At 72.1% G+C, this 14,988-nt stretch carries 17 protein-coding genes; 14 read left to right on the top strand and 3 right to left on the bottom strand.

Features of this window, described 5'->3' with window-relative positions:
• The first annotated feature begins 10 nt into the window (after positions 1–10).
• Entirely contained in the window at positions 11–670 is a 660-nt protein-coding gene (locus ABZ272_RS11365) for a TetR/AcrR family transcriptional regulator C-terminal domain-containing protein (protein ID WP_355049797.1), read from the top strand.
• Between the two features lie 344 nt (positions 671–1,014).
• On the opposite strand, the gene ABZ272_RS11360 is transcribed toward ABZ272_RS11365, so the two are convergent.
• Complete coding sequence (locus tag ABZ272_RS11360) at positions 1,015–1,419, bottom strand: hypothetical protein (RefSeq protein ID WP_355049796.1); 405 nt, start codon at positions 1,417–1,419, stop codon at positions 1,015–1,017.
• 54 nt (positions 1,420–1,473) lie between these two features.
• Entirely contained in the window at positions 1,474–2,295 is an 822-nt protein-coding gene (locus ABZ272_RS11355; protein WP_355049795.1) for a hypothetical protein, read from the bottom strand.
• 413 nt (positions 2,296–2,708) lie between these two features.
• Here ABZ272_RS11355 and ABZ272_RS11350 point away from each other — a divergent pair, with 413 nt between their 5' ends.
• The 7 genes from ABZ272_RS11350 to ABZ272_RS11320 are packed head-to-tail and all read left to right on the top strand — an operon-like array spanning position 2,709 to position 7,935.
• Positions 2,709–3,011, top strand: a complete 303-nt coding sequence (locus tag ABZ272_RS11350) for an urease subunit gamma (protein WP_222957358.1) — start codon at positions 2,709–2,711, stop codon at positions 3,009–3,011.
• Positions 3,008–3,373: an urease subunit beta gene (locus ABZ272_RS11345; RefSeq protein ID WP_355049794.1), complete on the top strand. Its 366-nt coding sequence runs from the start codon at positions 3,008–3,010 to the stop codon at positions 3,371–3,373. Before ABZ272_RS11350 ends, ABZ272_RS11345 begins: the two co-directional genes overlap by 4 nt.
• Entirely contained in the window at positions 3,370–5,073 is a 1,704-nt protein-coding gene (locus tag ABZ272_RS11340) for an urease subunit alpha (protein ID WP_355049793.1), read from the top strand. The genes ABZ272_RS11345 and ABZ272_RS11340 overlap by 4 nt, the downstream gene beginning before the upstream one ends.
• A complete protein-coding gene (locus tag ABZ272_RS11335; protein ID WP_355049792.1) occupies positions 5,073–5,891 on the top strand; it encodes an urease accessory UreF family protein in 819 nt (272 codons plus the stop codon). The genes ABZ272_RS11340 and ABZ272_RS11335 overlap by 1 nt, the downstream gene beginning before the upstream one ends.
• Positions 5,881–6,639 (top strand): urease accessory protein UreG, encoded by a 759-nt coding sequence (ureG, locus tag ABZ272_RS11330; protein ID WP_355049791.1) that lies wholly within the window; start codon positions 5,881–5,883, stop codon positions 6,637–6,639. The genes ABZ272_RS11335 and ureG overlap by 11 nt, the downstream gene beginning before the upstream one ends.
• Positions 6,639–7,511, top strand: a complete 873-nt coding sequence (locus ABZ272_RS11325) for an urease accessory protein UreD (RefSeq protein WP_355049790.1) — start codon at positions 6,639–6,641, stop codon at positions 7,509–7,511. The genes ureG and ABZ272_RS11325 overlap by 1 nt, the downstream gene beginning before the upstream one ends.
• 49 nt (positions 7,512–7,560) lie before the next feature.
• A complete protein-coding gene (locus ABZ272_RS11320) occupies positions 7,561–7,935 on the top strand; it encodes a cupin domain-containing protein (RefSeq protein ID WP_355049789.1) in 375 nt (124 codons plus the stop codon).
• 8 nt (positions 7,936–7,943) lie between these two features.
• On the opposite strand, the gene ABZ272_RS11315 is transcribed toward ABZ272_RS11320, so the two are convergent.
• A complete protein-coding gene (locus tag ABZ272_RS11315) occupies positions 7,944–8,408 on the bottom strand; it encodes a MarR family transcriptional regulator (RefSeq protein ID WP_355049788.1) in 465 nt (154 codons plus the stop codon).
• A 96-nt stretch (positions 8,409–8,504) separates the two neighbouring features.
• Here ABZ272_RS11315 and ABZ272_RS11310 point away from each other — a divergent pair, with 96 nt between their 5' ends.
• The 6 genes from ABZ272_RS11310 to urtE all read left to right on the top strand — a co-directional run bounded on the left by ABZ272_RS11310 (position 8,505) and on the right by urtE (position 14,967).
• Complete coding sequence (locus tag ABZ272_RS11310; protein WP_355049787.1) at positions 8,505–9,587, top strand: substrate-binding domain-containing protein; 1,083 nt, start codon at positions 8,505–8,507, stop codon at positions 9,585–9,587.
• A gap of 408 nt (positions 9,588–9,995) precedes the next feature.
• Positions 9,996–11,240 carry an urea ABC transporter substrate-binding protein gene (gene urtA, locus ABZ272_RS11305; RefSeq protein ID WP_355049786.1) on the top strand — a complete coding sequence of 415 codons (1,245 nt, stop codon included), beginning with the start codon at positions 9,996–9,998 and terminating at the stop codon, positions 11,238–11,240.
• Positions 11,241–11,316: 76 nt separating this feature from the next.
• Positions 11,317–12,204, top strand: coding sequence for an urea ABC transporter permease subunit UrtB (urtB, locus tag ABZ272_RS11300; protein ID WP_355049785.1), 888 nt, complete (start codon positions 11,317–11,319; stop codon positions 12,202–12,204).
• Positions 12,201–13,388 carry an urea ABC transporter permease subunit UrtC gene (urtC, locus tag ABZ272_RS11295; RefSeq protein ID WP_355049784.1) on the top strand — a complete coding sequence of 396 codons (1,188 nt, stop codon included), beginning with the start codon at positions 12,201–12,203 and terminating at the stop codon, positions 13,386–13,388. The genes urtB and urtC overlap by 4 nt, the downstream gene beginning before the upstream one ends.
• On the top strand, positions 13,385–14,275 hold the full coding sequence (gene urtD, locus ABZ272_RS11290; protein ID WP_355049783.1) for an urea ABC transporter ATP-binding protein UrtD: 891 nt from the start codon (positions 13,385–13,387) through the stop codon (positions 14,273–14,275). The genes urtC and urtD overlap by 4 nt, the downstream gene beginning before the upstream one ends.
• Positions 14,272–14,967: an urea ABC transporter ATP-binding subunit UrtE gene (urtE, locus tag ABZ272_RS11285; RefSeq protein WP_355049782.1), complete on the top strand. Its 696-nt coding sequence runs from the start codon at positions 14,272–14,274 to the stop codon at positions 14,965–14,967. Before urtD ends, urtE begins: the two co-directional genes overlap by 4 nt.
• Positions 14,968–14,988 lie beyond the last annotated feature (21 nt).

Below are 14,988 nucleotides of genomic sequence, written 5' to 3'. Positions count from 1 at the left end.
AGTAGCCAGCATGAGAGCCCGTTTCACCCTCGTGGATATCCAGCAACACGCGCTGGCGATCGTCGACCGGGACGGTCTCGTCGGGCTCACCATGCGCTCTCTCGCGGCGTCCCTGCAGACGGGAGCCATGACCCTCTACAACTACGTCGACAGCCGTGAAGCCCTCGAGGAACTCGTGGTCGACGCCGTCTCCGCCCTCGTCGAGATACCGGAGCCAACCGACGACTGGGTGGCCGACACGCGCGCGGTGGCCACGGCCCTGTGGCGAACGTTCCGCGCGCATCCCGCAGTCATCCCGCTCGTACTCACCCGCCGCACCTCCTCCCGCGCCAGTCTCGCGCCAGCCGAGGCCCTCGCGGCAGCGCTGGCACGCGGAGGCATGGACGGCGTCGACCTGTTCGTCGCATTCCGGACCGTCTCTGCCTTCGTCATGGGCATCGCGCAGAACGAACTAGCTGGCCGGCTATCGCGCGAGAAGGATGCCGGCGACGCCGCCCAACGTGTGGCAGCGCTCGCACCCGACGCACTCCCTACCCTCTCGAAACTGGCCCCAGTCGGCGCCGAGTTCACCGGCCAGGAATTCGAGCGAGGATTGACGGTTGTGCTCAGCGGCCTCGTGCACACGCCCCGTCCGTTCGATTCCAGCGACCAGGCATCTGGTCTTTCGTAATTGATACCTGTAGCTGGCATTGATCACGCGTAACTCCTGCTGAGTCGCAACGAGTCCGGCGACACCTGCTCCCGCGCCGCGCCAGTTCACGATGCTGCTCGGCCGCAGTGTGCAGGCCATCGCGGTGCCGGCCGTACTGCTCGTAGACAGCCTGCGGGTGCAGGCGGAGCAGGTCGCCCAGTCGCACCAATTCACGTCGGCACCAAGCATGCCGCACACCACCGCAGCCTCGAAGCGACGAGGTGTGTTCGTCGGCATGATCAGGGTTTCCTTGTTCGCCTCGCGGGGCGCGTGTCCACACGGGCGCCGACCAACGAGCCGGTGCGAGGTCGTCGGGATGCGTCCTAGGCGGGACGGCCAACCCGGCCACCGGCAACCTGCCGGACGGCGAGGCTCACCGCCGTACTGCCCACCGCCATCCCGACCAGCACCAGGACCGCTCCCACAACCCACAGCCCGCTGTCGTCGCGCGACGCCGCCTGGCGGGACCAGGCAGCGGTGAAGGCGACAGTCATCACGGGCGCCACCAGCCACGGGCTGAGTCGCCACCCGGCCAACGCGGCCAGCAGCACGAGCGTCAGCACGCAGCCGATCACCTGCCACGCTTCGTACGGACCGCTGGTCGTCCCGGTCCGCGCGTCGACCGTGTAACCGGTGTCCCAGCCCAGCCAGAGCAGCCATACCCCGACGGTGGTCACCGCCAGGAGCAGTGCGCCGATCAGTGCGCCCGTACGCCTCGTCGCGGTCATCGAGCGATCATCCCCCGCAGTGACGTCTCGCGGAAACGACTACCCGGCGCAGCGTCAACTGCCCGTGGCGTCCCACACCACGACGTGGACCACGAACGCCTTGTCGGCACGGCTGTCGTTGGTGATGGTGGCGAACCCGAGGTGCCCCTCCGAGGTGCGGAAGCACCAGTCGGCGCCGGGCGTGAACAAGGCCCGCGCCGAGCCGGTGGCGGACGCGACGCAGCCCGCGTACGCCTGGCCGGGGTTGCCGCCGGAGTACTGGTACACGCTCGGCGTGTTGGCGACCTGGATGTTGTCCGAACGGAGATCGCCCCAGTCGTGGTAGAGGTCGAGCCCGTCCGTCGCGCCGTCGGAGTGGTTCGGGACGACCGGCTGATCCGGTTGGTCGACGTCGACGGCGGCCGACCGGGGCAGCACCACGTTCCGGTCGACGAGGGTGCGGGGCGCGTCGGGGTCCGTCGTACCCCCGGGGGTCGGGGTGGTCTGGCCGGTGGGCGGTGCGGCCGGGCTGGCGCTCGGCGTCGCGGCCCCCGTTGGCCCTCCGGCGGCGGGCGGTGACGTCGACGGTGCGCCAGCGGTGGGTGGCGGCGTCGACGGGTGGCGGAGCTGGGTCGCCAGGACACCGCCGAGCAGCAGGCAGCCCAGCGCCAGCAGGGCGATCGCGACGCGGGTCCGCCGACGCCACAGCCAGAACCCGCCGAGGACCAGGACCGCCGTCAGGGTGAGGGCGAACAGCAGCACGTCCCGCTTGAGCCAGCTCTCGACGGCGGTCACCACACCGAGGACGTTGGCCGCCACACCGATCACGGCGAGGGTCCGGAGCCGGCGGTCGTCGCTGTTGCCGGTCGTCGGCGCGGGGGGCGGGGACTCGCCCAACGGTTGCCTCCACTGTGGATAGATGCGCGGCACTGGGCGGGCCGCACCCGTCATGATTCCATCGACGCGCTCGTGGGGGGAGGCACTGCGAAACGTGGGGCGGCGTGCGGGCGAGTCGACTTTCCGACGCCGGGGCCGCCCACGGCGTGATCTCTCATCCCGGGCACACTGTTGCCCCGCCCGACGGCGATCCTCTACGGTCTGCTGAAGCGGTGGGCGGTGCGGTCCGCATCCGACCGACACCGCCGGGTGTCCGTCGTGCGGGCCGGGATGGTGGAGTCCCGGGCCACCCCGTCGACGGTCGTCACGGCGGTCGTGTGATCCCAGCTCGTACCCCGGGTGGTGCTGCCCGGGCGTGGCTCAGCGCGGAGCCGACGGCGAGCCGACCACGCCGATCCCCACCGGAGAATCCCGTGTTTCTCAGCCCGCACGAGCAGGACCGCCTGCTCGTCCACGTCGCGGCCGATGTCGCCCGGCGCCGCCGCGAGCGCGGCCTGCGACTCAACTATCCCGAAGCCGTCGCGATCATCACCGCCTTCCTGCTCGAAGGGGCCCGGGACGGGCGGTCGGTGGTCGACCTCATGTCGGCCGGCCGGACCGTGCTCGGCCGCGACGACGTCCAGGACGGCATCCCCGAGCTGCTGAGGGAGGTGCAGGTGGAGGCCACGTTCCCGGACGGCACCAAGCTCGTGACGGTGCACCACCCGATCCCGTGATCCCCGGGGAGATCCTGCCGGCGGCCAGCCCGGTGGAGATCAACGTGGGCCGACCGGTGACCACCCTGGTCGTGGTCAACACCGCCGACCGTCCGGTGCAGGTCGGCTCGCACTACCACTTCGCCGAGGCCAACCCGGCCCTGGCCTTCGACCGCGACGTCGCCTGGGGGCAGCGTCTCGCCGTCCCGGCGGGTACCTCGGTCCGGTTCGAGCCGGGCGTGAGCCGCAGCGTCGACCTGGTGCCGCTCGGCGGCGCGCGCGTCGTGCCGGGCCTACGGGGCGAGTGCGCCGGCCCACTGGACACCGCGTCACCGGCCGCGAAGACGACCGACGCGCCGACGACCGACGGGTCGGCGCGGTGAGCGCCGTGCGGCGGGACCGCTACATCGATTTGTACGGGCCCACCACCGGCGACCGCATCCGGCTGGCCGACACGAGCCTGCTGATCGAGGTCGAGACGGACCACTGCGTGGGCGGCGACGAGGCGGTCTTCGGCGGCGGCAAGGTGATCCGCGAGTCGATGGGCCAGTCGCGGGCCACCCGCGCCGAGGGCGCCCTCGACACCGTCATCACCGGCGCGGTGGTGCTCGACCACTGGGGGATCGTCAAGGCCGATGTGGGCCTGCGGGACGGGCGGATCGTCGCCCTCGGCCGGGCCGGCAACCCGGACACCATGCCCGGTGTCCACCCCGACCTGGTCATCGGCCCGGCCACCGAGGTGATCGCCGGCAACGGCCGCATCCTCACCGCCGGCGCCGTCGACACCCACGTGCACTTCATCTGCCCGGAGATCGTCACCGAGGCGCTCGCCAGCGGCGTCACCACCCTCGTCGGTGGTGGCACCGGCCCCGCCGAGGGCACCCGGGCCACCACCGTCACCCCGAACGCCTGGCACCTGGCCCGCATGCACGAGGCGCTGGACACGATGCCGGTCAACGTGCTGCTGCTCGGCAAGGGCAACACCGTCTCGGAAGAGGCGCTGTGGGAGCAGTTGCGTGCCGGCGCGGGCGGTTTCAAGCTGCACGAGGACTGGGGCACCACCCCGGCGGCGATCGACGCCTGTCTGCGGGTGGCGGACGCCTCCGGGGTGCAGGTGTCGATCCACACCGACACCCTCAACGAGGCCGGGTTCGTGGCCGACACGCTGCGGGCGATCGGCGGTCGGGCCATCCACTCGTACCACACCGAGGGCGCGGGAGGCGGGCACGCGCCGGACATCATCACGGTGGCCAGCGAGCCCAACGTGCTGCCGTCGTCGACCAACCCGACCCGGCCGTACACCGCCAACACCCTCGCCGAGCACCTGGACATGCTGATGGTCTGCCACCATCTCAACCCGTCCGTGCCGGAGGACCTGGCCTTCGCCGAGAGTCGCATCCGACCGTCCACGATGGCCGCCGAGGACCTGCTGCACGACCTCGGCGCGATCTCCATCATCGGCTCCGACGCGCAGGCGATGGGCCGGGTGGGCGAGGTGATTTTGCGGACCTGGCAGAGCGCGCACGTCATGAAGGAGCGGGTGGGCGCGCTGCCCGGCGACGGGGCGGCCGACAACCACCGGGCCCGGCGGTACGTGGCGAAGTACACCATCTGCGCGGCCATGGCCAATGGGCTGGACGGCGAGATCGGCTCGGTCGAGCCGGGCAAACTCGCCGACCTGGTGCTGTGGGACCCGGCGTTCTTCGGCGTACGACCACACCTGGTGATCAAGGGCGGCATGATCGCGTACGCCCAGATGGGTGACGCCAACGCCTCCATCCCCACGCCGCAGCCGATGCTGCCGCGACCGATGTTCGGGGCCTACGGCGTCGCGGCGGCGGCCACCAGCCTGGCGTTCGTCGCGCCGGCCGCCCTCGACGCCGGGCTGCGCCTGGACGTGCGGCGACGGGTGGTGCCGGTCGCGGACGTGCGCTCGCGGGGCAAGGCCGACCTGCCGGAGAACGACGCGATGCCCCGGATCGAGGTGGACCCGGACACCTTCACCGTGCGGATCGACGGGGAGGTGGTGGAGCCGGATCCGGTGCCCCGCCTGCCGATGGCCCAGCGGTACTTCCTGTTCTGATGCCGACGCCGAGCCTGCTCCTGCTGCTCGCCGACGGTCGCTTCCCGGCCGGCGCGCACGCGCACTCCGGCGGTCTGGAGGCCGCCGTCGCCGCCGGCCGGGTCACCGACCTGGCCTCGTTGGAGGCGTTCCTCGTCGGCCGGCTGGCCACCGCCGGGCTGGTTGGCGCGGCGTTCGCGGCGGCGGCGCACCGGACGGTGACGCCGGCCAGCGTCGGCCCCACCGTGCGCTCGGTCGGCCTCGGCCATCCCGCGCGGCGCGCGACCACGCCGACCGGTCCCGGCGTACGCGGGGCGGTGGCGGCTGATTCCGCCGTACGCGGGGAAGCGCCGGCCGACGACAGCCCGCGCCGGAACGCGCTGGCGCGGCTCGACGCGGAGTTGGACGCCCGGACCGCGTCGCCGGCGCTGCGGGGGGTGTCCCGCCGCCAGGGCCGGGCCCTGCTGCGCGCCGGCCGGGCCATCTGGCCGGATGGCCCGTTCGACGACCTGCCCGCGACACCGCAGGGAGCGCACCAGCCGTTGGTGCTCGGGCTGCTCTGCGCCGCCGCCGGCCTGAGCCGCGCCGAGACCGCCACGGTCGCCGCCTACGGGACGGTGACCGGCGCGGCCAGTGCGGGCGTACGCCTGCTCGGCCTCGACCCGTACCAGGTGCAGGCCCTGCTGGTCGGTCTCACCGACCTCTGCGACGGCACCGCCGCCGACGCGGCGCGGGCCGCCGACGATCCACCCGAGCGGCTGCCCGCGGCGGCCGCGCCCCTTGCCGACATCTACGCCGAAGCTCATGCCACCTGGGAGGTGCGTCTCTTTGCGTCCTGACACCGTTTCGCCGACCGTTGCGCCCACTGCCGATCCGCACGACGAGACCGTTCCGCACACCCACCCCGAGCCGGGGGTGGACCCGCATCCGCCGCTCGCGCGGGCCGGCCGGGCGCTGCGCGTCGGCATCGGCGGGCCGGTCGGGTCCGGCAAGACCGCCCTGGTGGCGGCGCTGTGCCGGGCGTTCGCCGAGGAACTGCGACTCGGCGTGGTCACCAACGACATCTACACGACCGAGGACGCCGACTTCCTCAAGCGGGCCGGCGTGCTGGACCCGATCCGGATCCGCGCGGTGGAGACCGGGTGCTGCCCGCACACCGCCATCCGCGACGACATCGGGGCCAACCTCGACGCCGTGGACGAGCTGGCCGAGGCGGTCGGCCCGTTGGACCTGGTGCTGGTCGAGAGCGGCGGGGACAACCTGACCGCCACGTTCAGCCGGGGCCTGGTGGACCGGCAGATCTTCGTGGTCGACGTGGCCGGCGGGGACAAGGTGCCCCGCAAGGGCGGCCCCGGGGTCACGTCCGCCGACCTTCTCGTGATCAACAAGACCGACCTGGCGCCCATGGTCGGCGCGGACCTGGCCGTGATGGACCGGGACGCGCGGGCCCGGCGCGGCGACCTGCCGACCGTGTTCCTGTCGATCGTCGGGGACCCGACGGCCGGTCGGGTCGCCGACTGGATCCGCCACGAGCTGGCGCACCACGCGGCCCTGCACCCGATCGCCGCGCAGGCCGGCCCGGCCTGATGCGCGCGTTCGCCCGGGTGGTGGCCCGCGCCGACGGTCGGGGCGGGACGACCCTGACCGAGCTGCGCGGCGAGACGCCGCTGCTGCTGCGGCAGACGCCCGGGGACGGTCGCGTGGTGACCGTGTACGTGGTGGGCGGGGCGGCCGGCCCGCTCGCCGGCGACGACCTGCGGCTGGAGATCGACGTGGGGCCGGGGGCGGCGGTGCGGGTGCACAGCGTCGCCGCCTCGGTCGCCCTGCCCGGCCGGCCCGGCGCCGTGTCGCGGATGGCGGTACGCGCCGTGGTGCACGACGGCGGCGCACTGCACTGGCTGCCCGAGCAACTGGTCGCGGCGGCCGGCTGCGCGCACCTCGCCGAGTCCCGCATCGAGCTGGCCCCGGGCGCGCGGCTGAGCTGGCGGGACGAGGTGATCTGCGGCCGGTACGGCGAGACGCCCGGCGCCGCCGTCGTGCACACCCGGGTCGACTACGACGGCCGGCCGTTGCTGCGCCAGTCGCTGGCGGTGGGGCCCGGCGCGCCCGGCTGGGCCGGCCCGGCGGTGCTCGGCGGCGCGGCGGCCACCGGGTCGCTGCTGGTGGTGGACCCGTCGCGCCCCGCCGAGCCCGCGATGGTCGACGGCACGCTCGCGCGGCTGCCCCTGGCCGGTGGTCCGGCGACGCTGTGGAGCGCCACCGCGCCCGACGCGCACACGCTGCGCGCCCACCTCGGCGACGCGGGTGGGCGCGAGCGTCCAGGGCTGATCCCGTTAGGAAGGGCCCCTTCTTATACACCAGGCGTTAGGAAGGGGCCCTTCCTTGCACGCTCTGGTCATGGCCTGAACCCCGACGCCGTTATGCGGCATCTCGGCCCCGCCGGATCGGAATGCTCCTAGTCTTCGAAGGTGCGATCGTCGGTTGCCGGAGGGCTCACAGGAGGCCGTGATGGGTGGCAAGGCTCGACCCGAGGGCATCAGTCCGACAGCCGTGGAGGGCGCTCCCGGGCTGTGGCGCGTCGATCTTCAGCGGCACGATCTCAGCATCGAGGGCCGGGAGGTCGTGCAGAGTCGGGTCGAGTTCACGCCGGACTCGCCGCCGTTCAAGCACTTCCACCCCGGTGAGGAGATCATCTGCGTGCTCCAGGGGTCACTGGAGTACACCCTCGACGGTCAGCCGCCGGTGGTGTGCAACGTCGGTGACGCCCTGACCGTGCCGTACGGGGTCCACCACCAGGCCCGCAACGTCGGCGACGGGGTGGCCGTGGAGTTGGCCACGTACGTCGTCGAGAAGGGCAAGCCGCTGCTCACCAAGGTGGAGTGAGCCCGACGTCAGCGGCGCGGGCCGGCCGCCTCGGCGTGGTCGCGGCGACCGGCCGGGTCGAGGCGGGCGATCAGTTCGGCGAGGTCGTCGAGCAGGGCGGTGTCGGCCGGTACGCCCACCTCGGCGAGGCTGGCCCGGACCCGCTCGTCGATGCGGGCGTGCTCGCGTCGGCCGCGGGCAGTCAGGTAGGCCCGGATCCGTCGGCGGTCCAGCACGTCGATCCGGCGGAACACGAGGTTGCGGTCGACAAGTTGGTCGACCAGCTTGGTGAGGGTGCCCGGTGGCAGCGAGGCCTCGGCGGACACCTCGCTCATCGGGTGGCCCTGACCGTCGGCGAGCAGGCAGAGCACCCGCCACGCCTCGGTGGTCAGCTCGTCGTCGGCCAGGACGGCGGCCAACCGGCGGGAGAGCAGCCGTTCGGCGCGGGTGAGCGAGCGCAGCAGGTCGGCTGGCGCCCCGGGCACGTCTGACATGGAACTCCCTGGGCCGGTGGCCCTGTCATCGTAGCGAGTCGTCCCGGTCCGTGGTGAGGTCTGGTTTTGCGTCGTTGTCCGGGCAATCATGTGCTCATGTCCGCGCCGGCACCGCCGTGGCTCACCGTCGATCGGGCCGTGGTCAGCATCGCGCTGGTGTACCCGATGCGCGGTCCGGCGGGAATGTTCGGCCCGACCTGCGAACTCTGCGCCCAACTCGCGGTCGAGGAGATCAACGCCTGCGGCGGGGTGCTGGGCCGGGAGGTACGGCTGGTGCCGGTCGACGGTGGCGCCCCGCCCGCCGAGGTGGCCGCCGAGGTCGAGGCGCTGGTGTCGGTGGGCGCCGTGCAGGGCGTGACCGGTTGGCACATCTCCTCGGTGCGGCAGGCGCTCGCGCCCCGGGTCGCCCACCGCGTGCCGTACGTCTACACCGCCCTGTACGAGGGCGGTGAGCGTACCGAGGGGGTCTATCTGACCAGCGAGACGCCGGACGCCCAGTTGTGGCCCGCCATGCGGCTGCTCGCGGGCGAGCAGGGCGTCCGCCGTTGGTTCGTGGTCGGCAACGACTACGTGTGGCCCCGGCGCACCGCGCGGGCGGCCCAGCGGTACGCGCTGCGCGGCGGTGGTCGGGTGGTGGGGCAGGCGTTCCTGCCGTTGGAGACGCACGACTTCGACGAGGTGCTGCGCCAGATCGAGCGCAGCGAGGCCGACGCGGTGGTGATGCTGCTCGTCGGCGCGGACGCGGTGCGGTTCAACCGGGCGTTCGGGCGGGCCGGGATGGACCAGCGCTGCCTGCGGCTGAGCACCCTGATGGACGAGAACATGCTGCTGGCCAGCGGTGTGGGCGCGACGCGGCGGCTCTACAGCACGGCGGGCTTCTTCGCTGGTCTGGTGACGCAGGAGAACCTGGACTTCCACGGCGAGTTCGCCCGCCGGTTCGGGGTGGAGGCGCCGCCGCTGGGCAGTCTGGGGGAGTCCTGCTACGAGGGTGTGATGCTGCTCGCCGCCCTGATCGCGCAGGCCCGCACTCTCGACGTACGGGCGATCGAGACGGCTGCCGACTCGGTGGCGTACCACGGGCCGCGCGGTCGGCTGCGGCTGCGTCGGCGGCACGTGCGCCAGCGGATCTACCTCGCCGAGGCCGACGGTCTGGACTTCACCGTGCTCGCCCAGCTCTGACCGCCCGTCCGGACGCTTGACAGGTCCACCCGGCTCGGCCCTAAGATACTTCCTGCGTGAAGTATCTGGCTCGGGGGCCGGATACCGCGATTGTGTCCACCGTCGGCGGAAATCTGTCCGCCGACCATTGTGGTGGCCCTTTCCTCACCCGAATTAATCACTGCCGGCATCGTCGTGCGAACGCGATGTCGGCCATTGTGGCGTGCGCCCTCTCCAGGCGTCGGGGAAACAGTCAATTAAGGACTGGGAAACACTCACGCAATCATGTCGGTCGACGCTTTGCGTGCCCGTACCCGATGCGATGACCACCGGCGACGTCCACCCGTCGACCTCGGCATCGCCAACGTCAGCTCCACCGGACCGCACCGACCGTCCTTTCGCTACTTGAGTGCACCGCAGGGAGATTAGATGTCACTTCTTTGGAGCCGCCGCATCCTGGCGGGTGCCATGACCCTCGTCGCCGCGGCAGCCATGACCGCGTGCGGCAGCAAGACCAATGACGAGGGCGGCACGGCCGGCGTCACCGCCGACGTCTCCGGCGACACCGTCAAGGTGGGCCTGCTCAACTCACTCTCCGGCACCATGGCGATCAGCGAGGTCACCGTCCGCGACTCGATCATGCTCGCCGTCGAGGAGATCAACGCGGCTGGTGGGGTCCTCGGCAAGAAGATCCAGCCGGTCGGCGAGGATGGCGCGTCGGACTGGCCCACCTTCGCCGAGAAGGCCGAGAAGCTCATCTCCGAGGACCGGGTCGCCGCTGTCTTCGGCTGCTGGACGTCGGCCAGCCGCAAGGCGGTCAAGCCGGTGTTCGAGAAGAACAAGGCGCTGCTGTTCTATCCGGTGCAGTACGAGGGCCTGGAACAGTCGCCCTACATCTTCTACACGGGCGCGACGACCAACCAGCAGATCGTCCCCGGGCTCGACTACCTCAAGTCCCAGGGAACGAAGTCGGTCTACCTGGTCGGCAGCGACTACGTGTTCCCCCGAACGGCCAACAAAATCATCAAGGCGTACGCGGCGGCGAACGGGATGACCGTGGTCGGCGAGGATTACGCGCCGCTCGGGTCCACCGAATTCGGCACGATCGTCAACAAGGTCAAGTCGTCCGGCGCGAAGGCGGTCTTCAACACCCTCAACGGTGACAGCAACGTGGCCTTCTTCAAGGAGTACAAGTCGGCCGGGCTGACCGCCGCCGCCATGCCGGTGGTGTCGGTGTCCATCGCCGAGGAGGAGGTCAAGGGCATCGGCACCCAGTACCTGGAGGGTCAGCTCACCGCCTGGAACTACTACCAGACCACGCCCGGCGCGGCGAACAGCAAGTTCGTGGCCGCGTACAAGGCGAAGTACGGCGCGGACAAGCCGACGAGCGACCCGATGGAAGCCGCCTACGTCAGCGTCTACCTGTGGAAGGCGATGGTCGAGAAGGCCGGCGCGTTCGACGTCGAGAAGGTCCGCGGCGCGTCCGACGGGATCACCTTCGACGCGCCGGAGGGCCTGGTCACCGTCGACGGCAAGACCCAGCACATCGCCAAGACCGCCCGCATCGGCAAGATCGGCGCGGACGGTCTGATCACCGAGGTGTGGAACTCCGGCAAGCCGGTCGCGCCGGACCCGTACCTCAAGACCTACCCGTGGGCGAGCGGCCTGAGCTGACGACGCCGGCCCGGGCGGGTGGCGCGACGACGCGCCTCCGCTCGGGCCCCCCGACCAGCAGTACGGAGTACCCACCGTGACAGTCCTCTTCGGTCAACTCTTCACCGGCATCAGCATCGGCGCGGTGCTGCTGCTCATCGCGCTCGGGCTGGCGCTGACCTTCGGCCAGATGAACGTCATCAACATGGCCCACGGCGAGTTCATCATGGCCGGCGCCTACACCACGTACGTGCTGCAACAGAGCATCAGCGGGGCCGGTGTGTCGCTGCTGGTGGCGTTGCCGGTGGCGTTCGTGGTCGCCGGCACGATGGGTGTGCTGCTGGAGATCCTGCTGATCCGTCGGCTCTACGCCCGCCCGCTGGACACCCTGCTGGTCACCTGGGGCGTGTCCCTGATGCTGCAACAGCTCGCCCGGGACGTCTTCGGCAGCCCGAACGTGCAGACCCGCGCGCCGGACCTGCTCACCGGCAACGTGGCGCTGCCCGGCGGGCTGACCGTCGCCAACAACCGGCTGTTCATCCTGGCCCTGGCGCTGGCCGCCGTCGCCGCGCTCACCCTGGCGCTGCGGCTCACCCCGTTGGGACGTCGGGTCCGCGCGGTGGTGCAGAACCGCGACCTCGCCGCGGTGTCCGGTATCCCCACCGCCCGGGTCGACCGGACGACGTTCTTCATCGGCTCCGGCCTGGCCGGGCTCGCCGGGGTGGCGCTCACCCTCCTCGGCCCGATCGGCCCGACCATGGGCACCAACCTGATCATCGACGCCTTCCTGGTCGTCGTCGTCGGCGGGATCGGCCAGCTCAAGGGCAGCGTGATCGTCGCCTTCGCCCTCGGCGTGCTCCAGGCCACCGGGGAGTACCTCACCACCCTCAGCGTCGCCAAGGTGATCGTCTTCGTGGCGATCGTCGCGTTCCTCCAGTGGCGACCACAGGGCCTGTTCACCCTGCGGACCAGGAGCCTCGCATGACCGCCGTGACACCCGCGCCGCCGAGCACCGCCAGCACACCGGCTCCGGCCGACGCCGTGCCACCGAGACGGCCCGGTGGCCGCTCGCGGCTGCGTACGCTGGCCGGGTTCGCGTTCGGCGCGGCGCTGCTGTTCGCCGTCGCGCCGCTGGCGCTGTCGGACTTCCGGCTGGCCCTGCTCGCCAAGTACCTCTGCGTCGCCATGGTGGCCGTCGGCATCGGCATCGCCTGGGGCCGGGGCGGCATGCTCACCCTCGGCCAGGGCGTCTTCTTCGGCCTCGGCGGCTACGCGATGGCCATGCACCTCAAGCTCGCCGACGCGGGTCCCGGTGGGATGCCCGACTTCATGCAGCTGTACGGGCAGCTCGACGAACTGCCCGTGTGGTGGCGGCCGTTCGCCAGCCCGTGGTTCGCGCTGCCCGCCACGGTGCTGCTGCCGATGGCCGTCGCGTTCGGGCTCGGCTCGCTGGTGTTCCGCCGCCGCGTGCGGGGCGCGTACTTCGCCATCCTCAGCCAGGCCCTCGCCGCCGCCATGGTGATCCTGCTGATCGGTCAGCAGGGGACCACGGGCGGCACCAACGGGCTCACCGACATCCAGGGCTTCTTCGGTTACGACCTGGACGACCCGGTCAACCAGCGGATGGTCTACTTCATCATCGCCGGCGTCCTGTTGGCGCTGCTCGCCCTGGCCCGCCAGCTCATGCACAGCCGCTACGGCGAGCTGCTGGTGGCGGTGCGCGACGGCGAGGAGCGGGTCCGTTTCCTCGGCTACGACCCGGCGTCGGTCAAGCTCGTCGCCTACGTGGTGGCGGCGGGTATGGCGGGCCTCGCCGGCGCGCTGTTCGTGCCGGCGGTGGGCATCATCTCGCCCGCCCTGATCGGCATCGTCCCGTCGATCGAGTTCGTCATCGGGGTCGCGGTGGGCGGTCGGGCCACGCTGCTCGGGCCGGTGCTCGGCGCGGTCGCGGTGGCCTGGGCGCGTACCGCCCTCTCCGAACGCTTCCCGGGCACCTGGACGTACCTGCAGGGTCTGCTCTTCGTGGTGGTGGTGGCGTTCCTGCCCGGCGGCCTGGCGTCGCTGTGGGCGCTGGCCCGCCGCCGCGACGCGGACCCCGCGTCGAGCCGGCGCGGGTGGTTCCCGCTGGCCCGGCGACGCGCCGACCGAGCGGAGGTGGAGGTGGCATGAGCGAACGCACCGAGCGCAGCGAGGGCCATGAGCGCATGCCCAGCCAGCCCGGCATGAGCGAACGCACCGAGCGCAGCGAGGGCCATGAGCGCATGCCCAGCCAGCCCGGCATGAGCGAGGAGCGACTGGACGGGTTGTCCGTCCGTGACGTGCGGGTCAGCTTCGACGGTTTCACCGCGGTCGACGGCGTCTCGCTGGAGGTGCCCGCCGGGGACATCCGGTTCCTGATCGGGCCGAACGGCGCGGGCAAGACCACCCTCGTGGACGCGATCACCGGCCTGGTGCGGGCGACCGGCTCGGTCCGCTTCGGCGACCAGGAGCTGCTGGGTCGCCCGGTGCACCGGATCAGCCGCCTCGGGGTCGGACGGACGTTCCAGACGTCGACGATCTTCGAGGAGCTGTCGGTCGTGCAGAACCTCGACATCGCGGCCGGCGCGCGCCGGAGCTGGGTCACCCTGGCCCGGCGACGGCGGGGCATCCCCGACGAGGTGGCCGCCGCGCTGGACACCATCGGGCTGACCGGCCGGGCCGACCAGCTCGCCGGCACGCTCGCGCACGGCCAGAAGCAGTGGTTGGAGATCGGCATGCTGCTGGTGCAGGACGCCCGGCTGCTGCTGCTCGACGAGCCGGTCGCCGGGATGAGCCACGAGGAGCGCGACGCCACCGGCACCCTGTTGGAGACGGTGAGCCGCGACCGCACGGTCGTGGTGATCGAGCACGACATGGACTTCCTGCGTCGCTTCGCGCGCAGCGTCACCGTCCTGCACGCGGGCAAGGTGCTCAGTGAGGGCACGGTGGCGCAGGTCCAGGCGGACCCGCGCGTGCAGGAGGTCTACCTTGGCCACCCGGTCGACGCCGGGTCGGTCCCCAGTCCTCTGGAGGCATGATGCTGACCCTGCGTGGGGTGCACGCCGGTTACGGACGGTCCCGGGTGCTGCACGGGGTGGACCTCGCCGTCCCGCCGGACGGGGTGGCCGCGGTGCTCGGGCACAACGGCGCCGGCAAGAGCACCCTGTTGCGGCTCGCGGCGGGCCTGCTGCGCCCGACCGCCGGCACGGTCGAGCTGGACGGTGAGGACGTCACCCGGCTCGCGCCGCACGAGCGGGTGGCACGCGGGATGGCGTACGTGCCGCAGGGCCAGCAGTGCTTCCCGCACCTCACGGCGGCGGAGAACCTGCGCCTGGTCGCCGACGGCCGGCGGGACGGCGCGGTGGCCACGGCGGAGGTGCTGGACCTGTTTCCGGCGCTGCGCCCGCTGCTGCGGCGGCGGGCGGGGCTGCTCTCCGGCGGTCAACGTCAGCAGCTCGCCATCGCCCGTGCGTTGATCACCCGGCCGCGGCTGCTCATGCTCGACGAGCCGACCGAGGGCATCCAGCCGTCGGTGGTCGCCGAGATCCAGGAGCGGATCGTCGAGCTGACCCGGCAGTCCGGGTTCAGCGTGCTGCTCGTCGAGCAGCACCTCGGGTTCGCGCTGCGGGTGGCGAACCGTTACCACGTCCTCGAATCCGGCCGGGTCACCTCGCACGGCGACGGGGGAGTCACGGCGGAGCGGGACGTACGCGCGGCCCTGGCGGTCTGAGCCGGGTCGGGCCGGAGCGTG

It is taken from the genome of Micromonospora sp. NPDC005979, assembly GCF_040614415.1.
Lineage (GTDB): Bacteria > Actinomycetota > Actinomycetes > Mycobacteriales > Micromonosporaceae > Micromonospora.
This window is presented reverse-complemented; position numbering and strand designations above follow the sequence as displayed.